Annotated in this window: 29 protein-coding genes and 1 riboswitch; of the genes, 6 read left to right on the plus strand and 23 right to left on the minus strand. The window is 42.3% G+C overall.

Features of this window, described 5'->3' with window-relative positions; all coding sequences use genetic code 11:
- Positions 1 to 274 precede the first annotated feature (274 nt).
- The 13 genes from aroD to comGA all read right to left on the minus strand — a co-directional run bounded on the left by aroD (position 275) and on the right by comGA (position 10,392).
- Positions 275 to 1,030: a type I 3-dehydroquinate dehydratase gene (gene aroD / locus ACFPRA_RS19090; RefSeq protein WP_381438212.1), complete on the minus strand. Its 756-nt coding sequence runs from the start codon at positions 1,028 to 1,030 to the stop codon at positions 275 to 277.
- Positions 1,031 to 1,162: 132 nt separating this feature from the next.
- Positions 1,163 to 1,570 (minus strand): hypothetical protein, encoded by a 408-nt coding sequence (locus ACFPRA_RS19095; RefSeq protein WP_381438214.1) that lies wholly within the window; start codon positions 1,568 to 1,570, stop codon positions 1,163 to 1,165.
- Between the two features lie 187 nt (positions 1,571 to 1,757).
- On the minus strand, positions 1,758 to 3,215 hold the full coding sequence (gcvPB, locus tag ACFPRA_RS19100; RefSeq protein WP_381438216.1) for an aminomethyl-transferring glycine dehydrogenase subunit GcvPB: 1,458 nt from the start codon (positions 3,213 to 3,215) through the stop codon (positions 1,758 to 1,760).
- Positions 3,208 to 4,554, minus strand: a complete 1,347-nt coding sequence (gcvPA, locus tag ACFPRA_RS19105) for an aminomethyl-transferring glycine dehydrogenase subunit GcvPA (protein WP_381438218.1) — start codon at positions 4,552 to 4,554, stop codon at positions 3,208 to 3,210. The genes gcvPB and gcvPA overlap by 8 nt, the downstream gene beginning before the upstream one ends.
- A gap of 28 nt (positions 4,555 to 4,582) precedes the next feature.
- Entirely contained in the window at positions 4,583 to 5,680 is a 1,098-nt protein-coding gene (gcvT, locus tag ACFPRA_RS19110) for a glycine cleavage system aminomethyltransferase GcvT (protein ID WP_381438220.1), read from the minus strand.
- 139 nt (positions 5,681 to 5,819) lie between these two features.
- A riboswitch (glycine riboswitch) is annotated at positions 5,820 to 5,911 on the minus strand.
- 226 nt (positions 5,912 to 6,137) lie between these two features.
- The gene (locus ACFPRA_RS19115) at positions 6,138 to 6,653 is read right to left on the minus strand and encodes a shikimate kinase (RefSeq protein ID WP_381438222.1); all 516 of its coding nucleotides are present in this window, start codon (positions 6,651 to 6,653) and stop codon (positions 6,138 to 6,140) included.
- 31 nt (positions 6,654 to 6,684) lie between these two features.
- Positions 6,685 to 6,864 (minus strand): hypothetical protein, encoded by a 180-nt coding sequence (locus ACFPRA_RS19120; protein ID WP_381438224.1) that lies wholly within the window; start codon positions 6,862 to 6,864, stop codon positions 6,685 to 6,687.
- Complete coding sequence (gene comGF / locus ACFPRA_RS19125; protein WP_381438227.1) at positions 6,845 to 7,288, minus strand: competence type IV pilus minor pilin ComGF; 444 nt, start codon at positions 7,286 to 7,288, stop codon at positions 6,845 to 6,847. The genes ACFPRA_RS19120 and comGF overlap by 20 nt, the downstream gene beginning before the upstream one ends.
- Entirely contained in the window at positions 7,276 to 7,572 is a 297-nt protein-coding gene (locus tag ACFPRA_RS19130) for a hypothetical protein (protein ID WP_381438229.1), read from the minus strand. The genes comGF and ACFPRA_RS19130 overlap by 13 nt, the downstream gene beginning before the upstream one ends.
- Entirely contained in the window at positions 7,565 to 7,999 is a 435-nt protein-coding gene (locus ACFPRA_RS19135) for a prepilin-type N-terminal cleavage/methylation domain-containing protein (protein ID WP_381438231.1), read from the minus strand. Before ACFPRA_RS19135 ends, ACFPRA_RS19130 begins: the two co-directional genes overlap by 8 nt.
- A gap of 13 nt (positions 8,000 to 8,012) precedes the next feature.
- Positions 8,013 to 8,315, minus strand: coding sequence for a competence type IV pilus major pilin ComGC (gene comGC / locus ACFPRA_RS19140; RefSeq protein ID WP_381438916.1), 303 nt, complete (start codon positions 8,313 to 8,315; stop codon positions 8,013 to 8,015).
- Between the two features lie 24 nt (positions 8,316 to 8,339).
- Positions 8,340 to 9,395, minus strand: coding sequence for a competence type IV pilus assembly protein ComGB (gene comGB / locus ACFPRA_RS19145; protein WP_381438233.1), 1,056 nt, complete (start codon positions 9,393 to 9,395; stop codon positions 8,340 to 8,342).
- Positions 9,388 to 10,392, minus strand: coding sequence for a competence type IV pilus ATPase ComGA (comGA, locus tag ACFPRA_RS19150; RefSeq protein WP_381438235.1), 1,005 nt, complete (start codon positions 10,390 to 10,392; stop codon positions 9,388 to 9,390). The genes comGB and comGA overlap by 8 nt, the downstream gene beginning before the upstream one ends.
- Before the next feature lie 359 nt (positions 10,393 to 10,751).
- Between comGA and ACFPRA_RS19155 the strand changes: the two genes are divergently transcribed.
- Positions 10,752 to 10,994 (plus strand): DUF2626 domain-containing protein, encoded by a 243-nt coding sequence (locus tag ACFPRA_RS19155; protein WP_239391395.1) that lies wholly within the window; start codon positions 10,752 to 10,754, stop codon positions 10,992 to 10,994.
- A 407-nt stretch (positions 10,995 to 11,401) separates the two neighbouring features.
- Here ACFPRA_RS19155 and ACFPRA_RS19160 read toward each other — a convergent pair whose 3' ends face one another.
- Positions 11,402 to 12,040: an MBL fold metallo-hydrolase gene (locus ACFPRA_RS19160; protein ID WP_381438238.1), complete on the minus strand. Its 639-nt coding sequence runs from the start codon at positions 12,038 to 12,040 to the stop codon at positions 11,402 to 11,404.
- A 211-nt stretch (positions 12,041 to 12,251) separates the two neighbouring features.
- Here ACFPRA_RS19160 and ACFPRA_RS19165 point away from each other — a divergent pair, with 211 nt between their 5' ends.
- Positions 12,252 to 12,428, plus strand: coding sequence for a DUF2759 domain-containing protein (locus tag ACFPRA_RS19165; RefSeq protein ID WP_239391397.1), 177 nt, complete (start codon positions 12,252 to 12,254; stop codon positions 12,426 to 12,428).
- 90 nt (positions 12,429 to 12,518) lie between these two features.
- On the opposite strand, the gene ACFPRA_RS19170 is transcribed toward ACFPRA_RS19165, so the two are convergent.
- From ACFPRA_RS19170 to rpmG, 5 genes are all read right to left on the minus strand, one after another.
- Entirely contained in the window at positions 12,519 to 13,616 is a 1,098-nt protein-coding gene (locus ACFPRA_RS19170; RefSeq protein WP_381438240.1) for a YqgU-like beta propeller domain-containing protein, read from the minus strand.
- Between the two features lie 120 nt (positions 13,617 to 13,736).
- Positions 13,737 to 15,635, minus strand: a complete 1,899-nt coding sequence (locus tag ACFPRA_RS19175; protein ID WP_381438242.1) for an LTA synthase family protein — start codon at positions 15,633 to 15,635, stop codon at positions 13,737 to 13,739.
- 144 nt (positions 15,636 to 15,779) lie between these two features.
- Positions 15,780 to 15,968: a YqgQ family protein gene (locus tag ACFPRA_RS19180; RefSeq protein WP_381438244.1), complete on the minus strand. Its 189-nt coding sequence runs from the start codon at positions 15,966 to 15,968 to the stop codon at positions 15,780 to 15,782.
- A 13-nt stretch (positions 15,969 to 15,981) separates the two neighbouring features.
- Positions 15,982 to 16,548, minus strand: a complete 567-nt coding sequence (locus tag ACFPRA_RS19185; protein ID WP_381438247.1) for a 5-formyltetrahydrofolate cyclo-ligase — start codon at positions 16,546 to 16,548, stop codon at positions 15,982 to 15,984.
- Positions 16,549 to 16,609: 61 nt separating this feature from the next.
- Entirely contained in the window at positions 16,610 to 16,759 is a 150-nt protein-coding gene (rpmG, locus tag ACFPRA_RS19190; protein ID WP_179391711.1) for a 50S ribosomal protein L33, read from the minus strand.
- A gap of 169 nt (positions 16,760 to 16,928) precedes the next feature.
- Between rpmG and ACFPRA_RS19195 the strand changes: the two genes are divergently transcribed.
- Together ACFPRA_RS19195 and ACFPRA_RS19200 are read left to right on the plus strand one after the other, a co-directional pair.
- Complete coding sequence (locus ACFPRA_RS19195) at positions 16,929 to 17,291, plus strand: hypothetical protein (RefSeq protein WP_381438249.1); 363 nt, start codon at positions 16,929 to 16,931, stop codon at positions 17,289 to 17,291.
- Entirely contained in the window at positions 17,288 to 17,752 is a 465-nt protein-coding gene (locus tag ACFPRA_RS19200; RefSeq protein ID WP_381438252.1) for a hypothetical protein, read from the plus strand. Before ACFPRA_RS19195 ends, ACFPRA_RS19200 begins: the two co-directional genes overlap by 4 nt.
- Before the next feature lie 47 nt (positions 17,753 to 17,799).
- Here ACFPRA_RS19200 and ACFPRA_RS19205 read toward each other — a convergent pair whose 3' ends face one another.
- The 4 genes from ACFPRA_RS19205 to ACFPRA_RS19220 form a co-directional block, all read right to left on the minus strand.
- Positions 17,800 to 19,950 (minus strand): peptidoglycan D,D-transpeptidase FtsI family protein, encoded by a 2,151-nt coding sequence (locus tag ACFPRA_RS19205; RefSeq protein WP_381438255.1) that lies wholly within the window; start codon positions 19,948 to 19,950, stop codon positions 17,800 to 17,802.
- Positions 19,951 to 20,054: 104 nt separating this feature from the next.
- Positions 20,055 to 20,657, minus strand: a complete 603-nt coding sequence (gene sodA / locus ACFPRA_RS19210) for a superoxide dismutase SodA (RefSeq protein WP_381438258.1) — start codon at positions 20,655 to 20,657, stop codon at positions 20,055 to 20,057.
- A 101-nt stretch (positions 20,658 to 20,758) separates the two neighbouring features.
- Positions 20,759 to 21,241 carry a DUF456 domain-containing protein gene (locus ACFPRA_RS19215; protein ID WP_381438261.1) on the minus strand — a complete coding sequence of 161 codons (483 nt, stop codon included), beginning with the start codon at positions 21,239 to 21,241 and terminating at the stop codon, positions 20,759 to 20,761.
- Positions 21,242 to 21,260: 19 nt separating this feature from the next.
- Positions 21,261 to 22,892 (minus strand): Na/Pi cotransporter family protein, encoded by a 1,632-nt coding sequence (locus ACFPRA_RS19220; protein WP_381438263.1) that lies wholly within the window; start codon positions 22,890 to 22,892, stop codon positions 21,261 to 21,263.
- A gap of 195 nt (positions 22,893 to 23,087) precedes the next feature.
- On the opposite strand from ACFPRA_RS19220, the gene ACFPRA_RS19225 reads away from it, so the two are divergent.
- Both ACFPRA_RS19225 and ACFPRA_RS19230 read left to right on the plus strand, forming a co-directional pair.
- Positions 23,088 to 23,591: a DUF1189 family protein gene (locus ACFPRA_RS19225; protein ID WP_381438266.1), complete on the plus strand. Its 504-nt coding sequence runs from the start codon at positions 23,088 to 23,090 to the stop codon at positions 23,589 to 23,591.
- Positions 23,592 to 23,636: 45 nt separating this feature from the next.
- Complete coding sequence (locus ACFPRA_RS19230; RefSeq protein ID WP_381438268.1) at positions 23,637 to 23,972, plus strand: hypothetical protein; 336 nt, start codon at positions 23,637 to 23,639, stop codon at positions 23,970 to 23,972.
- Positions 23,973 to 24,086 lie beyond the last annotated feature (114 nt).

Genomic DNA, 24,086 nt, shown 5'->3' on the forward strand with positions numbered 1-24,086 from the left:
GTATTTCTGCGTTCTTTACTGAAATTAAGGCACTAGATAAGCGCGATTAAATCCCTTCAAAATCTGTGACATCCGCCGGAGGCTTTAACTTGATTCAGCCGGCCTTTGATCGCCACTGAATTAAAACCATATTCAGCATTCATCCTGTAGTTTATTGAAGTAGGACTTCTGCTGAAGTAAGTTAAAATGTACCGGAAGTATGTCCGGTACATTTTTTGTTTTCTATATGAAATAGAGAATGCAGTTTAGACTGCTTATGTATGATAAAACCTGGTTACCAGTCAACTAGTGTTTCTTGAGACAGGTCGATCAGTTGCTTCAGTTTTTCAATCGGAATCTGTCCTGGAGCCGAACTTTGTCCCCCAACTCCGAATGTCATAACAGATCCATACATCCAGCCGTTCACCCTACTCAAGGCGCCTAGACTCCCCATCGACATCGTTATGATCGGAATCTGCATGCGATCATCCATTTCTTTTGTTAAAGCTAATAACCGTAGAACGTCTTCTTTATTTTTCGGCATGACGGCTGCTTTCGCAAAATCCGCTCCGTATACTTCTGCCATAATGAGCCGCTTCATAATTTCCGTATGATGGGGCGTATACTCGAAGTTATGATAGGAAAGAATTAATTTCTTGCCATTTTCAGTCGCTACTTTTCGCAATGTTTGAATATATTCAGGTTCATTGGACACTTCAAAATCAATCAAATCAACGTCGCTATTTCGGCAAATTTCACAGAGCAAATCCACTACACCCTTTTCAGTCAATGGAATTCGCTCACCGCCTTCTTTTTCAGACCGAATCGTAAAAAGAAACGGGAGCTCTGTCACTTCAGCAATTGCTTTTGCCGTTAACAAAACCGAATGTGTGTCGGCAATTTCTTCATAAAAGTCCGCCCGCCATTCGATGATATCCGGTTTTTTCGGTAGAATCATTTCGAGTTCATGTATTAATGCTTCTCTACTTTTTCCGACTAACGGCGTGCAAATATAAGGTGCTTTTTTATCTTTGAATAGCTCCGTGACCATTTCTGTCATCTCCTTCAAAAATTTCAATCTTAACCGAATTGTATCATAGAAGAATCTTGTAATGTATTGAAATAATGAAAAAGCGCCTTGCTTTCATGAAGCAAGGCGCCGTTCATTATTAAAGCCCTAAAATCACTTCGTTTCTTTCCACCATATATTTCTTTTTTGGACGAAACTTAAGACGAAAACAAGGAGGAAGGAAGCCGCCGGAAATACGGTTAACAAGCGGGTGACCATTTCAGGATGCATCACGATCAGCGAATTCACAAGTAGGACATTAGCATACATAAATATGATGACGAAAAATGCACCACTCGTCATGATCAGCTCTCTCATTGTTTCAACTGTATTGCTTGTGGCAACTATATAGAGTATGAATGGTACTGCACATAAAAGGGCAAGGGTTGCGTAGTTTACATTGGCAAATCCTCCTTCCAATAAAAATTTGCCCAGAAGAAGACGTAACCCCCCAGCCGTACCGTAAACGAATAGAAAAATGCCGACAATGCATAAAATCAGTAAAGTTATCTTTGATTGCATCATTTTTCCACTCCTTTTCTTTCATCATATGTATGAAAGAAAGGAAAAAGTCGCTGCCATTTCAAGGTTATACAAAGAAATATTTCGATACACCAGAAAGATATTTGTTTTCCCGCAACGCCCAATTTTCCGTCAAAAGTGATTAGGAAAAAGTACATCGCATTGATCGGCGATGTACTTTTTTGAATTATTTCGTATAACGAAGAACTGGTTGACGCGCTGCTTTTGTTTCGTCCAAACGATTGATGACCGTCGTATGTGGAGCGTTTTGTACGATTTCTGGATTCTCTTCCACTTCTTTTGCAATTTGGATAAGTGCATCGCAAAATGCATCGAGTGTTTCTTTTGACTCTGTTTCCGTAGGCTCAATCATCATCCCTTCTTCAACGTTGAGCGGGAAGTAGATTGTCGGTGGATGATACCCGAAATCAAGCAAACGTTTTGCCATATCAAGTGTACGGACGCCTAGTTTCTTTTGACGGCGACCCGAAAGAACGAATTCATGTTTACAATGGCGATTGTACGGTAGATCGAAATAAGGCTCCAATCTACGCATCATGTAATTGGCATTAAGGACAGCATATTCCGTAACAGCTTTCAAGCCATCCGGCCCCATTGAGCGAATGTACGTGTAAGCTCGTAAGTAAATACCGAAGTTCCCGTAGAACGGCTTAACACGACCGATTGATTGTGGGCGATCGTATTCAAACGTGTACGTATCCTCTTCTTTCACAAGAACCGGTTTTGGAAGGAATGGAGCAAGATCCTTTTTCACTCCAACCGGACCTGAACCTGGTCCACCACCACCATGCGGACCTGTAAAGGTTTTGTGCAAGTTCAAATGCACTGCATCAAAGCCCATATCGCCAGGACGCGCTTTTGACATTACCGCGTTCAAGTTCGCGCCATCATAGTACAGCTTTCCACCTGCTTCGTGGACAATGGCAGCCATTTCAAGAATTTCTTCTTCGAAAAGACCGAGTGTATTCGGGTTAGTCAGCATCAGGGCAGCTGTATCCGGCCCAACTTGCTTTTTCAAGTCTTCAAGGTCAACGAGACCATTTTCTCCTGATTTAACTGTAACTGTATCAAAACCTGCAACCGTTGCCGATGCTGGGTTTGTTCCGTGCGCAGAGTCCGGCACAAGGACTTTCGTACGATTAAAGTCACCATTCGCTTCATGGAACGCGCGAATCATCATCAAAGCTGTCCACTCGCCATGCGCTCCCGCAGCGGGTTGTAATGTCACTTCGTCCATCCCTGTAATTTCAACAAGATGTTCTTGTAAATCATACATAACTTCCAATGCACCTTGGACAGTCGATTCATCTTGCAACGGATGGATATTCGCAAAGCCAGGATAGCGAGCAACCGATTCGTTGATTTTCGGATTATATTTCATCGTACAAGATCCAAGTGGATAGAATCCGGAGTCAATCCCATGGTTACGGTTCGAAAGTGCCGTATAATGACGCATAATATCAAGTTCGGAAACTTCTGGAAGTTCCGCAGCTTCTTCACGGATAAAACCGTCTGGCAACAAGCTAGAAAGTTCCAAGTCAGGAACATCCAAGTCAGGAAGGCTATAGCCTATCCGTCCCTCTCTTGTCAGTTCAAAAATGAGTGGCTGATTATCTTTATGCATGAAGGGCCTCCATTTCCTGCACAAGTGCATCGATTTCCTCTTTTGTACGTTGTTCTGTCACAGCGATAAGCGCATGATTCGCAAGATCAGGATACGTCAGACCAAGGTCATAACCACCGATGATCCCATTTGCGAAAAGCTGATCATTCACTTCTTTTACAGGTTTCTTACAATCGACAACGATTTCATTAAAATGAGCGCCGCCAAACTTCACGTCAAAGCCCGCTTTTTCAAAAGCTTCTTTTGCATAACGGGTTTTCACAATATTTTGATAAGCGATTTCTTGCGTTCCGACTTTCCCAAGTGCCGTCATTGCAACAGAAGCTGCAAGAGCATTCAACGCTTGGTTCGAACAGATGTTGGATGTCGCTTTATCCCGGCGGATATGTTGTTCGCGCGCTTGCAACGTCAACACATAACCGCGGCGTCCTTCATCGTCTGTCGTTTCACCGACCAGTCGTCCTGGCACTTTACGCATCAATTGTTTCGTTACAGCGAAATATCCGCAATGCGGTCCGCCGAAAGCTTCTGGAATACCGAATGGCTGTGCATCACCAACCGTAATGTCTGCACCAAGCTTTCCTGGAGGTGTAAGCACCCCTAAAGCGAGTGGATTGGAAGAAACTACGAAAAGTCCTCCCTTATCATGTGTGATTTCACCGATTTTTTTGATATCTTCAATTTGACCGAAGAAATTCGGGTATTGGACAAGAACAGCCGCCGTATCTTCGTCCATCAATTCTTCCAGCTTCGCAATATCTGTAACGCCATCTTTTTGAGGAATCGTCACAACTTCAACCGCTTGACCGGAAGCATAGGATAGGACGACGTCACGGGATTCAGGATGCACCGTCTCAGAAACGAGCAATTTTTTGCGGCGTGTGTGCCCCGCTGCAAGAGTTCCTGCCTCTGCAAGTGCCGTCCCGCCATCATACATAGATGAGTTTGCAAGGTCCATGCCAGTCAATTCACAAATCATTGTTTGGAATTCAAAAATCGCTTGTAATTCACCTTGCGAAATTTCCGGCTGATACGGTGTATAGGCCGTATAGAACTCGGAACGTGAAATAACGTGGTCAACGATGATCGGCTTATAATGATCATACACACCCGCGCCAAGGAAAGACGCATATGTACGTGCATCCGCATTTTTCGCCGCCAGTTTTGAAAGTTCCTTTACTAAAGAAGTTTCAGACTTCGCTTTTTTAATATTGTATTCACCTTTAAACCGAACTTTTTCAGGAATATCCGCAAAAAGTTCATCGATGGATGAAATTCCGATTGTTTTCATCATTTCGGCTTGATCGGTTTCAGTCATTGGAATGTAACGATGCCTCATGTCCACTTATCCCCTTTTCCTCATTTAATTATCGTTTATAAAATGGTGTTGCCACGATTACTGCTTTTAACCGCTTATTGCGGATTTCGATTTCCACTTCAGTTCCTTGCGCCGTATGCTCACTTTTCAGAAGAGCGAAACCGATATTCTTTTTCAACGTCGGTGATTGTGTACCTGTTGTCACTTCACCGATTTCCTCATCACCAAGGAACACTCTATAGCCAGTGCGTGGAATCCCTTTATCGATCATCTCGACACCGACCAATTTACGAGGGATACCATTTTCTTTTTGGGCAGCAAGTGCTTCTTTCCCAAGGAAATCCTCTTCTTTATTTAACTTAACAACAAAGCCGAGACCCGCTTCAAGTGGTGAAATCTCTTGTGATAATTCTTGGCCGTATAGCGGTAATCCCGCTTCAAAACGCAGAGTGTCACGCGCACCAAGACCTGCCGGCACGATCCCCTCGTTTTCACCAGCTTCAAGAATTGCCGGCCAAAGGGCAGTGATCGCCTCAGGTGAACCGTAAATTTCAAAACCGTCCTCACCTGTATAACCCGTACGTGAAATGAGTACATTATGTCCACTGACGTCGACGTTTTCTTTGAAACGGAAGAACTTGATCTCCGCAAGTGGTTCTGTTGTCAGCTTTTGAAGTATTTCTTGTGCTACAGGTCCTTGCAATGCAAGCAGGGCATAATCAGAAGATTGATCATCAATCTTGACGTCAGCCGTTTTATGCTGATGCATCCATTCAAGGTCTTTCTCAATATTTGACGCGTTGACAACTAGCAAATAATCGTTATCCCCACGTTTATAAATGAGAAGGTCATCAACCGTCCCACCATCTTCATAGCACATTGCCGTGTATTGCGCTTGCCCATCCTTCAGTTTGGATACGTCATTCGTCACAAGCTTTTGCAAGTAAGCAAGCGCGCCTTCCCCACTTACAAATACTTCCCCCATATGGGATACATCAAATAAACCTGCTTTTGTACGAACTGCTTCATGTTCTGCTTTAATGCTTGAAAATTGAACAGGTAAATCCCATCCTCCAAAATCAATTGTTTTCCCGCCATACTTCGCATAACTATCAAATAGTACCGTACGTTTCAAATTTTCAGTCATTCGGCTTTCTCCCTTCATTTTTCAATAAAAAAAAGACAACGGCCCCCTTTAAAATCGAGAACCTCTGTCCTTGTACCTGAAAGTTTACCTTACGGCTTTCCTCGTTGGTGGCCATTTTGAATGGCACTCTCCAGAGATGCGTCATGTATGAGTCTTTTTACCTGAGAGATTCATAACTGTTGTTACTTGCTCCTTCGGCGACGCCAGTGCGTGCTCTCCCCATACAATCATCCGCGCTATTCAATTGAAATGAATTTAAGTAAGATTCGAATAAATAATGCCCTTTCGCTTATATCTTAACATTTCATTTCAACAAGCGCAATACCTTTTAGTTGATTGTTGTTTTCGCGAATATTAACTGATGAAACTTATATATTGTTCGTGTTTGGATGCAATTACGTAATCTAGGTAGAAAGTTATTCTAAATGGAAATCCAATAATAGTTTTCCATATTAGGTTAATTTCCTCCTTTAAACCTGTTAATTTGGAACGCAATATAATCCGTGATGTCATGTATTGACCTTTTTTCCGTTTCCACCTTGAAATGGGCGCTATACATATAAAGCGGTTTTCGTACATAAAATAGTTTTTCCAGTTGCGCACGAGTTGACGCTTGGACAATCGGCCGTTTTTTTAAAGTCGCAATACGTCTCCACACATCGCGGAATGGAGCATTGAGGAAAAAGACAAGACCGGTTCTGCGCATAATTTCCCTATTTTCTTTACGCATAGGTACTCCGCCGCCCGTCGCAATAATACAATACTCGTTCCGGAATGTCCGCAGAAATTCCGTCTCCATTTCTCGGAAAGCTTCCTCCCCATATGTTGAGAAAATTTCCGATATCGTCATCCCCATTTTTTTTTCGATTTCATGATCCATATCATAATAGGGCATCTTCGTTGCGAAACTAAGCCGTTTACCGATTGCGCTTTTACCACATCCCATAAAACCGATTAGATACACTTTCTTCATGTCATCACCCATCCGGCAGGACAAGTATTTTTCATCCGTCCTGTTTCATTATTCTCGCCGTTTCATTTTCGTAATACGTTGCAAGCGAATCGTAAGTTCTTTGTAGACTATCATGCCATGAAACGAGGGTGAAAAGAAAGAGACTGACAAAAAATAATAAAATAATCGCAGCGATTAGCATAACGCCCTGTTCACATCGGATAAAGTCCAACCACAAACCCCCTTCTTTTTACGGAGTGATCCACAAAGGTCACAGCAACCGTCATCTCTACGCCATCGAAGGTAAAAGAAACCGAACGGACATTTGTCAAAAGGGGGACATGTCCTTCTCCACCGACTCTTTTCCGGATAACTGCTCCACTTTGTTCAATTGTAATACTTCCTCGTTCATTTTTAAATTGCATCGAACTTCTAAGCGGTAAACGGATTTCGCTTACTTCGGCGAGCATTTGCTGTAATTCCGCCGCAAACAATTCCCATTCCCTCGTAGAATAATCTTCATACTGCTCTTCTATCGCTCCTTTCCAACTGAAAAAAAGCAACAAAAAATGAACAAAAACAATTAATACGAGCAATTGAAATATACTTTCCATAAATGTATAGCCACGATCATTCAACTTCCTCATTGTATGCATTTCGTCATTTTCTCTTCGTTCACAAAATAGGAAACACAGACGGCCTGTCCTTCGATTACCCAATGATAATCCACCTCTTCAAATTGTCGGCTCCCTTCCATCAAACCATACGCCTGAAAGTAAATTGCACCTTGTAGCGCAGTTTCAGCTGCATATGTCTCCAACTTGCTCAAATGGAGTCTTACTGTCATTGCCGTAGCGACCGGCAACAGTGTATAAAAGATCACCATGATCACCGATAAAGTAAGGACGGCTTCTGGCCAGGAATACCCCTCTTCATTCATAAATAATCATCCTTCCGCGTTGAAATTGTAAACGGATTTCCGTCTGTCCCGTGCTAGTCAAAAGGGTAAGCGTCCCGGAATGAATGATATCGCCGTTGGCATGAAATTCGACCGACTTCAAACGACTCGACGATGCCAATCGCATCCCATCAGGAAAGCGGGTTCTCGAAAACTCGGGTTTCCCAATGACCGACGTAATATATTCGGATCCGGAATGTTGAAACTCCAGTTTTGTCACAACATGATTAGCCATTGAATAAGCCTGTAAATTTTGGATGGATGCGATCAGTGCTTGCATCGCATCCTTTTCCGAAGTCGTACGAATCCACCTGTCGCCAAACGGTAAAACGATCGAGGTCATAATAACGACAACGGATAATACCATCAACAACTCCAGAAATGTGAATCCCCCTTCTCTTCTCCTCACCTCTCACATCCCCTTATTCATCTGCCGTGACAGTTCCATCTGTATCAATAGATAGTTCACTTCCATTTGGACATCTTGCTTCATCTGGTAAATAGCCTGCTTCCGATAACTCATCGACGTTCGCCGGCAAACGTTTTTCGTCCATTTTATAAGCCTCCACTTGCCCTTGAACCATTTTCACATAAGCTGCGCATCCTTTCTCATCAATCGATTTAGAATGCTTGGTCACGTTTGGGATTGCAATGAGAATTAATATGGAAATAATCAACAAAACGATCATCATTTCGATCAGCGTAAATCCATTAGCGTTTTTCATCCATTTCAACCGTATTCTCCTCCTTCATAGATTGTCCATTAAGCCGTATACAGGCAGTAATAAAGCCAGATATGCTGCCAAAATGCAGACGGCGATGATGCCAAATAACATCGGCTGTAACATCGCCAGTCCCTTGTTCAATTTTTCATCGATTGTCTGTTCGAGATGTCGACTATAGATCAGAAGTTCTTTTGCCAAGTGACCGCTATCCTCCCCATGCTTGGCAAAGGCCGACAATTGTTCTGTCAATCCAACGGTCAACTGGGTCGCTATATGAAACGGTTCACCGAATACAACGTGGGTCTTTACATTGCCGGCAATCTCCGTAAGGACTCCGTCCACTTGTTGGTCCATCAACACAGCAAGTGCATTTTGCATAGATAGTCCTGAATCCAGTAAGCTACCTAATTCTCCCGAAAAATCACGGGTGATACGTAAGGTGTACATTGTTCTGATGACGGGCATCAAAAGCAACAGCCTGATTTTTTGTGCCGGTTTCAACTTTTTAAAAACGAGATTGCCAATAACGAAAGTACAAACAATGAAAAAAGTAACCGCCAGCGAAAAATCCGGTATTTTCGTCACCAGCGCCGGAAGCATCTTCGCAAAGCCTGTTGTGCTCTCCATTCTGGAGGCAGTAAGCATCTCCATATGTGGTAAAAAGAACGAACGAAAGGCGAGTAACAAGGTTAAAATAAAAAGAAATAGAATGGTAGGATATATGAGCAATTTTTTTAGCTTTTTTTGCTTCCCTTCTTTCTTTTTTAAACGATCCGCCATTCCTTCTAACGCTCGGACAAGTTGGCCATCGACTTCCGCAATTGCTACCGGTAATAGCGATTGGGCTGAAAACCCTAACCGCCGGAGTATCGCTGTCACACCGAAGCCACTTTTCAAATCGTCTTCAACCGCCATTAAAACTTGTTTGAATTTGTTGATATGATGAGGTAATAACAGCGTCATCCCTTCATTGAAAGTGTAGCCTTCCTGCAATAGTTCGGCCAATCGTTCCAAAAAAACGGGCTTATTTTGCAGTGTTGATGTTTTACGTTCGTAAAATTTGCGGAATAGACTATTCATCGTGCATCACGTGGGCTAAACAGTATTTACGAACAAGCGCTTCCACCTTATCTTCTTTCGGAATTTCAATCCGCTCACCTTGAATAATTGCTTCCATCATCCGATCGAGTTTTTCCCCTTGCATAATTTCAAAGACCGCCCCCATTTTCCCACTCGATGTCCGGATCAAACGTTGCGCTGAAATACAAACAATCGTTTGGCGGAGTTCCTCTGGTGAAATCCCAAAATCCATCATTCGATAAATGCAACCGACCGGATCTTTTGAATGGACTGTGGAAAAAACTAAATGTCCGGTCAATGACGCTTGCACAGCGGTCTGGGCGGTTTCACGATCCCGAATTTCCCCGATCATAATAACATCAGGTGAATGCCGTAAAATAGCTTTTAAACCTGCTGAATAAGAGATTCCAGCTTGTTCATTCACTTGTATTTGTAATAGATGAGAATGGTTGTTTTCAACAGGATCTTCCAGCGTAATGACATGTCGTTCAAGATGATGGGTACAATGAGCCGTCAAAGCATAAATCGTTGTGGTTTTCCCGCATCCAGTTGGACCTGTCAGTAAAACGAGTCCTTGTTGCTCAGATGCTGCCTGACGCAAGTCTTCAGCCCATCTTTTTTCGATGGAGAGTTCATCGAGTGAAATAATCCGATCATGCCTTTGCAAACGGATGACCACACTTTCTCTCATATGGATGGAAGGAATCGTCGAGACGCGAAAGGAATAGTTTTGACCATGCATTTGTTTGTGAAAAGAACCGCTTTGGGGTTTACGTCGATCGCTAATGTCTAGGGAGGATAAATATTTGTAAAAGGAAATCATACGACCCGCCAACTGTGGGGGGAGTGTTCCGGACCGTTCAAGCTTGGACTCTTTTTTTAAGGATACTTCGTAGCTTTCCGCTAAGGGCACAAGATGGATATCTGTCGCTTCTTGCAGGATTGCTTTTTCTAATAACTGAAAACTTTTTCGTTCAATCATATTTTCAGTGCTCATCACTTAACATCCCTCTCTTCTATAAGGACGGATCTTAATCATTATTTTACACCGTCGATGGAAGACCGCTTCCCATCCATTGCGAATAATGGGTTTGCCTCCGTCTTACGACAAAGTATACGGCTTGAGGGAAACGATTGGAATACTTTTCCTCAAAGCCGAATTGTTCTTTCGTAAAAAAGCGTCAAATTCAAAATATGCCCTACAATTTGCAGACAAATTTCATTTTTGAAAGAAGATTCCATCATATACACCTCTTTGTCACAATGAAAACGCAATTGGAGTTTACATCTTGAGTTGTTATCCATTATAATGAATGGGAGCTTATTGTAATGTTTTAATTAAGGAGGGATGGACACATGGATAACATGTTCAAGCTGATGGGCTTCTGGACAGGCATATTCGCGGTAATGTTTTACATTGGGGATATGTTGCCAGCGGCTATTCTTTTTGTCGCTAACACAGTTTTCTTCCTACTACTCGGATATCTAAATCTTACAGAACGTATGTATATGTACTTATTTGGAGCGTATCTGATGATCTTCATGGTCGGATTCAGCTACTACACGACGTTTATACACGTTCCGGGTGCTGGCCATTAATAAGCGTACATACAAAAAAACAGCCTGTTAAAGGGCTGTTTTTTTGTATGTTGAGAATCAATTACGCCTCGTCGTAAATGCGTCCAGATTTTGAATTGCGAATCGAACAGCGAAGGGTTCGATTTGCGTATTTCTGCGTTTTTTGCAGAAATTAAGGCACTTAGATAAGCGCAATTGACTCCTTTCAAAATCTGTGACATCCGCCGGAGGCTTGGGCCGACAGGATGTTGGTCACACAGGCGTTGCCACAGGACGCGGCGACCTTAGCCTGAGTTCCTCTAATCAGCAAATATTTTTGTACTGAAAGCGAAGCGTCAGCTACAGGGAGTTTGGATTCCCTCTGATTGAATCGAATTCTGGCATTCATCCCGCTACTTATGAAAGTAGGGGACCTCTGCTGAATCAAGTTAAAATCCATTTAAAAACGGATTTGCATCTTTTTCATCTTCCACTGTCGTGGCGGGACCATGTCCAGGGTAGATAATCGTTTCATCATCCAACGTCAGCAATTTATCATGGATTGATGATAAAAGGACAGTCGTGTTGCCGCCTTGTAAATCGGTCCTTCCAACACTTTGTTTAAATAATGTATCGCCTACAACGGCAAATCCCGAAGCTTCAAAAATATACGACACACTTCCTGGCGAATGCCCTGGCGTATGGCGCACTTCAAACTCAAAAGATCCGATTGTCATCTTTCCTTCTTGCCGCAGATTAAAATCGGCTTCCCTATTTTGAATATTCGGCAACCCGGCATATTTTGCCGAACCGTTCAATTCCGGATTCAACAGCCATTCACGCTCTTCCTCATGAATATAAACCGGTATGCTAAATTGATCTCGCACACCATCCACTGCTCCGATATGATCAAAATGGGCATGTGTCAGTAAAATCGCGACAGGATTTAACTCCTTTTCGTCGATGTGACGGATAATACGTTCAGCCTCGTCGCCCGGATCAAAGATCAGACAATTTCCTTCATCATCGTTCACAATGTAACAATTGGTCTGGATTGGTCCGAGCGGATATGTATGGATTGTTAGCATACATCCACCTCCTATGAACAGTTTACGCAATATACTGTACAAATTCAAATAATCGTCATGAATATACCTCGACAAAGCAGGAGGTTAACAGTACAATAGAAGAGGAATATTGCTAAATCATCGGACAAAGAAGTAGGTCATCTAGCTAAACGCGCTTATGCATTGCTCTACCGACTTTTTTGGACAAACCTCTGAAAGGAGTGTATTCTCAATGAACTTATTGATGGTCATCTTCGGACTAGTTGCAATTTTAGCTGTAGTAGGTACAGTCCAAGCATTCAAAGAGCGAAACATTGTTAGTATCATATTCAACCTTGGAGCTGCAGTCGTTTTTGGAGGCTTTACCATTGCAACAATCGTTTTCCAAGGGTATCCACCAAGTCTTTAAGTCAAGACTACAAGCCTGAATTAAAACAACCTTTGTGTCATTGCGCACAAAGGTTGTTTTTTTTCCGAATCGCATCCCATGCATCGGCTATTATTCGGGGAAAAGGAGCCAGTTGTTCTTCTTCCCACCCTGCATATCTACGATTGTTTCTAGCGATATACCCGTCAGACAAGCCTGGCTGGATGGTGAACATCGTATGAAGCCCGGCTCATGATTTTCATCAATCTCTTCGATTGCGCCATCGACTACTTTCACCAGACGAATCGGTTCAGTCAACTCGTCCAACTGCCCAGCCTGTGTCGGTGCAAAAAGGACAAGGGAGTTGTCGGAAAGCCATTCCATTTGAGGGATGACCCACTCAGAATAGTTGCTAATGGCAGGAAGGGTCCATTCAGAACGCAAACGGCCTGCCAAATCCCAAATACGATAAACAGCTGTTTCCTCGTCAGCCAGTTGCATCGTCAATAAGGAATCTTCAAAAGTATCGAAATAAATGACCCCTTCGAGATCAAGTGTATCCCAAGCTCCAGTCAAAGGTTGATAGGTGCGGATTTTACCGCCATCTAAAATATGATTTTCAACATCACCAATGGCAATCCGTTTGTCGCCATACCATTTAGGAAATGGATCTTCAATTTCCAGTAGTCCAAAATCCGCTTCTTGCCCGTTGAATAAGAACAGATCATATGTCCAATCTTGATGGAATGCTGTCAGCAGGACAAGCGAGGGATCCAAATCATTCCATTCGATCGCCAGTTCCGTAGACGCAACTTCAATTTCATGCTGCAGGACGCCATCCGTTGTCAATATTTTCACCTTTGCCGAAGCGGGATTATCACTCGTATGTAGTAAAATAAATTTTTTTGAGGGGTGGATGAGGAGCTCGATGATAATAGCTGACTCTTCAAAAAGTATTTCCGTTTTACCAGTGTTAAAGTCGAAACTTTTCACCTGGTAACGATCTTCATCCTTTTCAACAAATAAGATTGCGGAGTCCGATAACCAATCCGCTGTGAAATGGAATGTTGCGGGATCGGCCATGAACGTTTCATTCCTTTTTTTAACGATTGGTTCATGAGGTGTCTCCTGGTCGATATCGACAGGTTTTTCGCTCAGATCATTCGGCTTCTCTGTACACCCCGTCAACAAAAGAGTCGCTACACTGAAGGCGAATAGTATCTTTCTCACCGCTCCTCCCCCCTTCCCCCTCATTATGTCATGCGTTGGACTGCAAGTTTTGTATCAATTCATTTCGGTCCAATCATTCGAAAAAAAGGCTGCACGGAAAGAAATCCGTGCAGACCGTTCTCATTTTTTCATCTGCTCATTGAATCCGGGCTTCTGTTCTTGTTCTTCTTTGAACCTAAGAAGATCCCCGTTAATAATCATATCTGAATAATCCAGACCTGTCATCGAACGTTCGATAAACGGTTGACAAACCTCCGCATCGATTTCCTCGCCCGTTTCAGTATCATAGCAGACATCTGTTGTGTAAACAGCATTATCCGTTACAAAACGGCCATCTCGGAAGATGACGAAAGGTTCATGATCCGGAGAAAATAAATCTGCTCCAAGTTGCATATCGTCTTTCGTATCGATTCCCATTAAGTGAAGGATTGTCGGTCTCAAATCAATTTGACCCGCAACTTCGTCAACCGTCTCACCCTGACCATATCCTGGGATATGAATGAATAGAGGTACCCTTTGCAATTTCGCATTGTCATAAGGTGTGATTTTCTTATCCAAATACATACCCATCGCTTTATTATGATTTTCTGAAATGCCGTAATGATCCCCATACATTATGATGATCGAATTGTCATACAGCCCACTCTCTTTCAGATCTTCAAAAAGGGTTTTGATCGCTTCATCCATATATCTGACCGATTGGAAATATTTATTCAGCGTATTGGAATTGGAATTGTACGCAGGAATCAGCTTATCTTCCTCATCCAGATCGAACGGATGGTGATTCGTCAATGTAATCAATCTAGAATAAAATGGCTGCGGCATATCCTTCATCAACTCGACAGATTGGTCAAAAAACGGAATGTCTTTCATACCCCAATTGACCGCTTGCCCTTCCCCGACTTCATAACTTTCGAGGTCGTAAAACTTATCGATTCCAAGAGCACCGTACATAATATCACGGTTCCAGAAACTTCGATTGTTCGCATGCATGACATTGGTGAAATAACCTGCATCACCTAATTTGCTCGCCATGGACTGATAAGTGTTTCCACTATGCGTGAAGAACACCGCACTGCCGTTTCTCGGGAACAATGAATTCTCAAGGATGAACTCTGAATCCGATGTTTTTCCGAGCCCCGTTTGATGATAAAAATTAGTGAAGTAAAAAGTATCAGGATCCTTCGTCAACTCATTAAGAAATGGTGTAATTACATGACCATCCATTTCCTGATTAATCACGAAGGACTGTAAAGACTCCAAAGAGATCGCAATAATATTGCGGCCTTTCGCAATTCCATATTTAGTCGGATCGGGAGCAGCATAGTTCGCATTAATATAGTTGCCCACTTCGACAAGTTCACTGCCATCCGCAAGAGCGCGCTGTGCGTGAGATTTCGATTGAATAAACAAATCATAAATATGGTAATTATATGTCCCAATGTTCTTAACGAGAAGTTCTCTATCAAAACTGCGTGTTAATAATTGTGGTCTTTGTATTTCGGCCAAGCTAAGATTGACCATCATCACTGCTGCTGTCATTACAAAATAGAGCTTCCGCGCAATTTTTTTAGGCTGTTCAGTTCGTTCACGTTCCGGTATGAACCGGATCGCTAAATAAATGATCAAGACATCTGTAAAGAAGAAAATATCCGTCACCTTTAAATTGGCAGTAATCGAAGATGATAAGTCCCCGAAATTACTTGTTTGGAATAAAACTGGCAGTGTGATGAAATCATTAAAAAACCGATAAAACACTGCATTACTAAACATGATGATTGACGTGATAATCGAAACCATCATAAAGTAGATATTCCGTCTTTTCGTACTCTTCATGAATAGCGCAACACCATAAACAAATAATAGGAAACTGAGCGGATTCATAAAAAGGATGAATTCCTGCATCAGATTATCGATTTTCATACTGAAGCTTGTTTTATACCCTACATACGTTGTCAACCAGGTTGCGACAATTGCAATGATGAGTACGGAATGTTTTGGCCAAGTTGCTTTCTTCATCCCATCTCTTCCTTTCAATTCATGTATTACTATAAATAAACGGCTCCCACTTCATACTGTCCTCTAGTATAGACGGACTTAGACCTAAAAAGTTTCAAAAATGAGGGAAAAGGGACTTTTGAAGTACCTAAAAAGGGCCTTTTCTCACAGCTTTGACAGTTCGTTTCGTAAAACCACTAATGCCTGTAAATAATCCTCCTGCATCAATAAACCAGTATCATATAGATCCTTCACTTCAGATTGAATCATTTCAATATCCGCCTTCTGGTTTCCAGTATAGATATAAATACCAAAACGCTTCAACAGTTGAAGGACATCAAAATAATCATTCATAAGATGGGACCTCCTATTTAGCACAAAGAATTTCCCTTTGTTCAGTGTAAATCTTTCTTACAGGAATGTCATGCGTTTCAACCGGAACCTCATATCCTATCTGGCAATCAAATGCCAACGACAGCGTGGAGCCTTGATAATCTTGCAAATAACGGTCATAATACCCTCCGCCAAAACCGATCCGATAACCTTCCTCTGAAAAAACAACCCCTGGAACGATTTGTAAATCAATCGCCTCTTTCTTAATAGAGATTGTTTCTCCGACAATCGGCTCCAACAGATCTAAATAGACGGTTTCTAGTTGCCCATAACTTTGAATGAGGCGAAAATCCATTTCACGCGTAGAATGAATACATTTCGGAACTGCAACCCGCTTTCCTACTTGCCAGGCTGATTCGATAATGTTCCGGGTCTCAATTTCTGGAAAACGCGATAGCGTAATGCCTATCGTTTCAGCATTGCGAAACTCTTCCGACGCAATCACTCTTTCGGCTATACAGGACGACCACTTCTCATGCTGGGCTCGCTCCATACTATTCAACGCATCCAACACTTGATTCCTAAAAAAAATTTTATCCACCCTTTATCCCTCCATCTCGAAATGAAAAAACCAAAACCAATGATGGTTTTGGCCTGAGCGATTATTTCGTTTCACGGTGCAAAGTTTGTTTCTTTTCACGTGAGCAATATTTTTTCATCTCAATACGTTCTGGATTGTTACGCTTGTTTTTCTTTGAAATATAGTTGCGCTCACCGCATTCTGTGCAAGCAAGTGTAATGTTTACGCGCATGATTGTCCCTCCCACTCATCAGGAATAGTAAATGTTTTATGAGCATGATTTATACGACTTTTCAATTGTACCACATCAACACTAGATGTCCAGTAGTAAGGCTGAAATTTCTTTCGTGATTTATGTATGATAATATGGATATAGATTGATTTTACTAAGGAGTGTTGATATGGATATTTCGATAATCCTCCTCATTATTGGACTTATATGCGTAATAGCTTCTTTTTTTGCAGGGAATCCTTCAAAAAAATACGAAGAAGAATTGGAAAAGGTTTCAATTAGCCTTCATCAGGAAACAAGCGGCCTGAAAAAAAGATTAAAAGTGGTCGAGGAAGAACTGATGATTGGTGTGCAGCCGACAGCAATCCCTATTAAAAGTAAAAATTCGACAAAACCTGTTCACGAAATCATCGTCAATCAGATTCTCTCCTTACATGCGCAAGGATACTCCATTCGCGATATCGCCAAGCGCTCTTCCTTATCGGAGGCAGAGGTCATTGCAGTCCTTCAATCGAGAGGTGTCAGTGGATGATTCGAAATCTATTACGAGCAATCGGCTTCGGTTGCCTTCTTGCTGGTGGAATTTTATATGTGACATCTAGCGATGAAGAGAGTGCTGGCACGGACGTCCGGCAAATGAAAGAGCAGATCGCTCAACTTCAAAGTGAACTGGCGACCGCGAAACAAGAGCTGGCCATCGCACAAACCACATCATCCGTTGATAAGAATCCAAAAAAAGAAGCGACTGACAGCTTACCCAGTGAAGATTCGACATCATCGTCGAACCAATATGTCCTGACAATCGAGCCTGGTGCCAACTCAACAGTTGTGGCAGCGGCATTGGAAAGAGCAGGAATGATAGAAAATGCAGACGAATTCAATGCTTATCTAACCCGAATCGGATTGGCCAGTAAGATTCAAATCGGCGACCATGAGATCGACTCATCAATGGATCATTCCGCCATCGCAAGAAAAATCACGAAACCAAAATGAAAAACAGCATCAAAGCGACGGTTGACCTGTCGTTTGATGCTGTTTTTTTATTGATTGTCTTCTGTTTCTTCTACATGCTTGATCGTTTGTGTTACAGCAGAAGCGTTCTCCTCTTGAGCCCTCTTCTTCTTCAACTCAAAGTATTTATCCACCGCTTGTTGAATAATTTCATTTTGAGCATATGGATATTTTCTTGGATTAGTAGAGATATTCGGGATAATAATTGCATAAGCAATTTCCGGATTTTCGTAAGGTGCAAAGCCGACATGTGATAGATTGATTGTCGCTTTACCAGAACTGAATGCTTGTGCTGTCCCGGTTTTTCCAGCGGCTTCAAAATCCCTTCCAGCAAAGAGATTTTTTGCAGTCCCTCTGGCTCCATAATAGACATAATGCATACCGCGTTTCACCTGTTCAATTTCCGCTTGGGTATTTTGAATGCGATTCAAAATCTTCACGTCTGTTTCTTCGATCAACGGACCGAGGATTTCACCATCTTCGGATGGTTCACGGATTTCTTTTAGCACTTTAGGTGCAATTCGATACCCGCCATTAGCAATCGTAGATACATATTGTGCAAGTTGAAGCGTTGTATACGTATCATATTGTCCGACTGTTAAATCCAGTAAAAAACCTGTTAACGTATCTGTCCCTATCAGTCCAGGGGATTCGCTCGGTAAATCGATGCCTGTTTTCGTCCCTAAGCCGAATGACGCAAAAGATTGCCGGAAAGTATCGAACGCGCTTTTATCAATACTCAATGCCTCGCCATATCGGTAATTGGCATTGGCAATGGTAATCGCAATCTTCCACATATAAACGTTTGAAGATCTGCCGAGTGCTTCGATATCAGTAATCGCTACTCTCGAATGTTGGTTAAACAATGATCTTTTAAATTGCGAACCGATTTTGAGTGGTTCGTCAATTTTCACTTCACCGATACGTATAGCATTCTCTTGATACCCCGTCAACACCGTTGCCATTTTCACGACCGAACCTGCTTCATGCAATGCGGTGAAAGTTCCGTATGCGTAATCCCATACTTCCAGTTTTCCAGTCTCTCTATTTCTGACGAGCTGCTTACCGACGAGTGCCAGCACTTCTCCGTTATTCGGGTTCATCATCACAAGAAAAGCCCTATCAAGCTCCGAAGAATTAGGACCCGCTTTCAATGCCAACAGTTTTTCTGTCACCATTTCCTCGAGTGCTTCTTGCAATTCCATATCAATGGTGAGCACAAGGTCTTTACCAGGCTCTCCTTCTCGGACTACCTTCGTTTCAACGACTCGGCCGCTTCGATCTTTGATGTTTTTCATGATCGTTTTTTGCCCTTTAAGCAATTCTTCATAGTATTGTTCGATATAACTTCTTCCGACACGATCATTTCTCGAATAATCCCTTGCTAAATAATAATTTAAATGGGATTTTGGGATGCCCTCAATCGGGCTGGTCGTCGATCCTAATATTGTGTTCGCTGATCGTTTGACGCGTTCCCAATCGGTCGTTGTGTCAACGCCCGGCAATTCGCTTAGGCGTTCAGATACAGCTGCAAACTCCTCTTCCGTCACATCGCCACTTTTCACAATTTGCGGGGAATATGCATATCCTGACATCATCTCTCGATAGATGGCGAGCACTTCGAGTTCATCGGCTGTAAATGAATTGAGTTCTTCTTCCGTCACTCGTTCTCTCGTAAGTTGATTGATTTTTCTTTCTTTTTCTTTATTTGATAAAGATCCATCACTTTTGATTTCGGAAATCTCTTCTGCCGTTATCTTTTCCTTCGCTTCCTCAGCGTGCGTCAATATCCAAAAATCTCGCTTATCCCCGATTGTAATGCGTTTCGTATCTTGCTCGATCAATCCCGCCAGCTTTTGGGCGATTTCCAGCATTTCTTTCGAGGATGTCGACGTTGTCTTTGTATATGTAATAGCATTCTTAGGTTCATTGTCTACGAGTACCCGTCCTGTCCGATCAAATAAACGCCCTCTCGGAACACTCGTATTCACAGCGACTTCTTCCATTCGTTCCAATAAGCCGACGTATTCTTCTCCCTTGACGATCTGCAAGTAACCGAGACGAAGGATTAACATAGAAAAGAGAATGAAAATCACAAAAAACAGAAAGTTCATCCGGAAGGCGATATGTTTCCGCTGTTTTACTTTTGCCTGATCTGCTTTATGCATTTGTTTTTTCATCGTTTCCTCCCTTCTCCATTCAACATGTAGAATTATAACATCCCATAACGCAAAAGCACATACTTTGACGTACAAAGTATGTGCTTTGTTCCTTGTTTATGAAATTATTCAGCGAAGCGTTTCGCAACTTCTTCCCAATTGACGACATTCCAGAATGCTGCAATATAATCAGGGCGACGGTTTTGGTAGTGCAAGTAGTATGCATGCTCCCAAACGTCCAAGCCAAGAAGTGGCTTTTTCCCTTCCATAATTGGAGAGTCTTGGTTAGGCGTTGAAGTGATTTCAAGTTCACCGTTATTCAATACAAGCCAAGCCCATCCTGAACCAAAGCGAGTTGCGCCTGCTTTTGCGAACTCTTCTTTGAATGAATCGAAGCTTCCAAATTTCTTATCGATCGCTTCTGCAAGAGCTCCGGAAGGTTGTCCGCCACCATTAGGAGATAGCAATTGCCAGAATAGGGAGTGGTTGGCATGGCCGCCACCGTTATTGCGAACTGCTGTACGAGCTGATTCTGGAACAGCATCTAAATCCGCAATGAGATCCTCGACTGATTTGCTAAGCAACTCTTCGTTGCCTGCTAGTGCATTGTTCAAGTTCGTTACATACGTGTTGTGGTGTTTTGTGTGGTGGATATTCATCGTTTCTTTGTCAAAATGTGGTTCCAATGCATCGTATGCATATGGTAGTTCCGGTAATTCGTAAGCCATTGTCTTTTTCCTCCTCGAAGATTCATAAATATGATACGTCTTTAAGATTATCAAAATTGCTAAAAACGTTCAAATAAAATGGACTATTCTCATGGAACGGTTCACTTGACGAACAAGAAAAAGACGAATATCATCACAGCCATCACTAGCCCTTTTGTGATAACGGAGGTTAGGAATCCCACAAGTGACCCTAGACCAGTCTTCAATGCTTGCTTCACCCCTGCCCGGGAAACAACTAGTTCCGCAATTACCGCTCCGAGAAAAGGACCGATTAATATCCCCGCAACCGGAATGACAAAAGGCCCTAAAAGAAGACCAATTGTACTTCCCCACATTCCCGCTTTAGAACCTCCAAAATTTTTGACACCGACAAGATTCGACAAGGTATCCGCACCGAACAGCAAAATGATGAACAGGATTTGAATAGCCCAAAACCAGCCATTCATCCCGCTAAAGGTATCAATCCAACCGTAAAGAAGAAAGCCTCCTAAGATGAAAAGTGCCGATGGAATAATCGGATAGATCAGACCGGCAAAAGCAATGATAAACATGACAATGGCAACTATCCAGCCAACCATTTCCATCGTAATTTCCCCTTTCGTTCTATGCTCTGTTATCGAGAATCGCTTCTGCTATGTTTACCGCATGGTCGCCCACCCGCTCCAAATTCGATACGATATCGACGAATATCATTCCGGATTGGGCCGTACAACGTCCTTCATTTAATCGCAAAATATGATTCTTTCTAAATTTACGTTCCAACTTGTCAATTAACACTTCTTTTTCAGCTACGATTTTCGCCAGTTCCATATTATTCTGATTGAGTGCGTCCACTGTTTTTTGGACGGTTTCAATCGTCAATGTGAACATTTCCGTCAAATCTTCCACTGCATCATCTGTCAATCTTACCCGGTTTGTCTCTTTGGAGTCGAGCAATTCGACAATATTTTCGAAATGATCGCCGATCCTTTCAATATCACGTACTGAATCCATCAACATAAAATGGCGTGTAGATTCTACCGGTGAAATGCTGACTGACGAAAATTCCACAAGATAATCCGTAATTTTCCGATCTAAGTTATTGATCGCATCTTCGATCTGATAAGCCGTTTCCGCATGTTTTTTATTGCCTGTTTTCAAGTATTCAAAAGCCTCTTGCAAACCTTGCACGCCGAATTCGCCCATGCGAACAATTTCCTCTTTTGCTTGACCGATCGCAATTGCAGGAGACTGATCAATGAAGTGCTTGTCCAAATGCTTCGGCTTATACTCAATGGTAACATCCTCGCCAGGAATCAGTTTTGTCACGAACCATGCCCAGACCCCAATAAGCGGAAACTGGATAATGACATTGGCCACATTGAAAGAACCGTGTGCAAAGGCAATCTGCATTTTATTTTCAAGAGCTAGTAAGCCCGAAATCCATTCAATATAAGCAGTGAATGGCAAAAGGAAAAACAAAAAAAGGATTGTGCCGACCATGTTGAATAGTACGTGAGTTGCAGCAGCGCGCTTCGCTGCAACGGATGCCCCGATGGATGCCAGAACAGCGGTAATAGTCGTTCCGATATTATCTCCGAACAGAATGGGAAGTGCTGCATGGATATCTATAAGATTTTCCGCGTAAAGTCCTTGTAGGATGCCGACCGTTGCAGTTGAACTTTGGACAATCAATGTAAAAACCGTACCGACCACAACACCAAGCAAAGGTTTGTCACTCATGGAGATCATCAAGTCTGTAAATGTAGCCAATTCATGGAGCGGTTTCATGCCTCCACTCATCAATTCAAGTCCAAGGAATAGACCCCCAAAACCGAAAATAACTTCTCCGAAACTTTTTACAATGCTTTTTCGAATGAAAAATATAAGAAATGCACCAATCGCCATGATCGGCAACGCATAAGCACCGACATCAAGCCCTATGATAAACGCAGTCACAGTCGTTCCGATATTCGCTCCCATAATGACACCAATCGCTTGGCGGAGGGTCATGAAACCAGCACTTACAAGTCCTACTGTAATGACCGTCGTTCCTGAACTTGATTGAATCAAGACTGTCACAATAATTCCGACAAGGACACCCATGACTGGATTTGTCGTAAAGCGGTCAAGGATGGAACGAAGTCGATCGCCTGCCGCTTTTTGTAAGCCGTCTCCCATATACTTGATCGCGAACAGGAATATACCAAGCCCGCCAAGAAACTGGAACAACATTTCCTGCCAGTTCACTTCCATTAAATTGTCAACCTCCAACATCATTATGTACAGCGCTTCAATTATGTCGATAATATATCGTTTTTGTAAATAGAAACGCGTAAAACTTTACATTACCGTAACAACGAGTACATAAAATGTCATCATTCCGTCAAGAATGACCATTCTCCCCAATCGGAAAATGATAAACTATTACTTGACGAAGGAGGTCATATCTTGAAGTTTCACCAAATTTTCAAAGCGGCATTCCATGAACCGAAAAAAATGGCTGCTTTTCGGTTATTATCAATCGGAAAGGTCTTTCGCTATATTTTCTTCTTTGTAGCATTATTTACCGTCATTTCCTTCATCCGTTATATCGCCTTGGATACGGCGCTATTTGAATCCACACCTGAATTATCGGAACATGGAGAAACGGTCGGTTGGATCATTCATCCGATTGCTTTTATTCTACAATTGGTCATCAGCACTTTTTATATTTTTGTGCGCGTAAGTATTTTTGCATACGCTGGTATTCTCCTATTGAAAATTATGAAAAAGCGTGGCGAATATCGCCATATGTGGCGAACCTCTGCCATCGCGATGACGGTACCGATTTTACTGACCATCTGCTTGGACTTTTTCCCTTCATGGGACACTTATAGTACATGGCTAACTTCCGGAGTACATATAGCCTATATTGTGGCAGCGGCTAAGTATTACCCCAAATTGACGAAATGAATATTTCCTCTTTCCGCACATATAGTGGCGGAAGGAGGGATTTCCATGAGAATACTACTACTCGCAGTTCTATTATTCATAACATTTCACTTCATAAGAATGGATTTGGTGGAAGGCACTATACCACTAGCCTCGTTTACGAACGAAAAACAATCTTGTGTCGAACAAACAGACGTTGCAATTATCCCAGTCACGACTGTTGAAGGGGATACGATTGAGTCCCTTTTCGCCCTCTATCCGGATCCCGGTACGAGCTTTATAGAAAGATTGTCTTCTTTCTATTCCTTAAATCCACATCTTCAAAACCAGGCATTGATTGGCGGCGAGAAAGTAAAATTGCCCCTTTCACAGCCAAATGACAATTCGTGCACGAAAGAATGAAGTAGGCTGAAATAATATTTTCCTTCCCTCAAACGCTATGGTTGGAAAATGCCTCCTATAAGTGTTGAAGGGGTGTCCCTTGTATTTACACACGATTGATTGCTAAAATAGAAA

This window comes from Sporosarcina soli (assembly GCF_042655805.1).
GTDB lineage: Bacteria > Bacillota > Bacilli > Bacillales_A > Planococcaceae > Sporosarcina > Sporosarcina soli.

What these genes read in the sequence shown, in the direction of transcription:
- aroD (WP_381438212.1), bottom strand. Translation starts at nt 1,030, where the DNA reads ATGGTCACGGAGCTATTCAAAGATAAAAAAGCACCTTATATTTGCACG.
- ACFPRA_RS19095 (WP_381438214.1), bottom strand. Translation starts at nt 1,570, where the DNA reads ATGCAATCAAAGATAACTTTACTGATTTTATGCATTGTCGGCATTTTT.
- gcvPB (WP_381438216.1), bottom strand. Translation starts at nt 3,215, where the DNA reads ATGCATAAAGATAATCAGCCACTCATTTTTGAACTGACAAGAGAGGGA.
- gcvPA (WP_381438218.1), bottom strand. Translation starts at nt 4,554, where the DNA reads ATGAGGCATCGTTACATTCCAATGACTGAAACCGATCAAGCCGAAATG.
- gcvT (WP_381438220.1), bottom strand. Translation starts at nt 5,680, where the DNA reads ATGACTGAAAATTTGAAACGTACGGTACTATTTGATAGTTATGCGAAG.
- ACFPRA_RS19115 (WP_381438222.1), bottom strand. Translation starts at nt 6,653, where the DNA reads ATGAAGAAAGTGTATCTAATCGGTTTTATGGGATGTGGTAAAAGCGCA.
- comGF (WP_381438227.1), bottom strand. Translation starts at nt 7,288, where the DNA reads ATGCATACAATGAGGAAGTTGAATGATCGTGGCTATACATTTATGGAA.
- ACFPRA_RS19130 (WP_381438229.1), bottom strand. Translation starts at nt 7,572, where the DNA reads ATGAATGAAGAGGGGTATTCCTGGCCAGAAGCCGTCCTTACTTTATCG.
- comGC (WP_381438916.1), bottom strand. Translation starts at nt 8,315, where the DNA reads ATGAAAAACGCTAATGGATTTACGCTGATCGAAATGATGATCGTTTTG.
- comGB (WP_381438233.1), bottom strand. Translation starts at nt 9,395, where the DNA reads ATGAATAGTCTATTCCGCAAATTTTACGAACGTAAAACATCAACACTG.
- comGA (WP_381438235.1), bottom strand. Translation starts at nt 10,392, where the DNA reads ATGAGCACTGAAAATATGATTGAACGAAAAAGTTTTCAGTTATTAGAA.
- ACFPRA_RS19155 (WP_239391395.1), top strand. Translation starts at nt 10,752, where the DNA reads ATGGATAACATGTTCAAGCTGATGGGCTTCTGGACAGGCATATTCGCG.
- ACFPRA_RS19160 (WP_381438238.1), bottom strand. Translation starts at nt 12,040, where the DNA reads ATGCTAACAATCCATACATATCCGCTCGGACCAATCCAGACCAATTGT.
- ACFPRA_RS19165 (WP_239391397.1), top strand. Translation starts at nt 12,252, where the DNA reads ATGAACTTATTGATGGTCATCTTCGGACTAGTTGCAATTTTAGCTGTA.
- ACFPRA_RS19175 (WP_381438242.1), bottom strand. Translation starts at nt 15,635, where the DNA reads ATGAAGAAAGCAACTTGGCCAAAACATTCCGTACTCATCATTGCAATT.
- ACFPRA_RS19180 (WP_381438244.1), bottom strand. Translation starts at nt 15,968, where the DNA reads ATGAATGATTATTTTGATGTCCTTCAACTGTTGAAGCGTTTTGGTATT.
- rpmG (WP_179391711.1), bottom strand. Translation starts at nt 16,759, where the DNA reads ATGCGCGTAAACATTACACTTGCTTGCACAGAATGCGGTGAGCGCAAC.
- ACFPRA_RS19195 (WP_381438249.1), top strand. Translation starts at nt 16,929, where the DNA reads ATGGATATTTCGATAATCCTCCTCATTATTGGACTTATATGCGTAATA.
- ACFPRA_RS19200 (WP_381438252.1), top strand. Translation starts at nt 17,288, where the DNA reads ATGATTCGAAATCTATTACGAGCAATCGGCTTCGGTTGCCTTCTTGCT.
- ACFPRA_RS19205 (WP_381438255.1), bottom strand. Translation starts at nt 19,950, where the DNA reads ATGAAAAAACAAATGCATAAAGCAGATCAGGCAAAAGTAAAACAGCGG.
- sodA (WP_381438258.1), bottom strand. Translation starts at nt 20,657, where the DNA reads ATGGCTTACGAATTACCGGAACTACCATATGCATACGATGCATTGGAA.
- ACFPRA_RS19215 (WP_381438261.1), bottom strand. Translation starts at nt 21,241, where the DNA reads ATGGAAATGGTTGGCTGGATAGTTGCCATTGTCATGTTTATCATTGCT.
- ACFPRA_RS19220 (WP_381438263.1), bottom strand. Translation starts at nt 22,892, where the DNA reads ATGGAAGTGAACTGGCAGGAAATGTTGTTCCAGTTTCTTGGCGGGCTT.
- ACFPRA_RS19230 (WP_381438268.1), top strand. Translation starts at nt 23,637, where the DNA reads ATGAGAATACTACTACTCGCAGTTCTATTATTCATAACATTTCACTTC.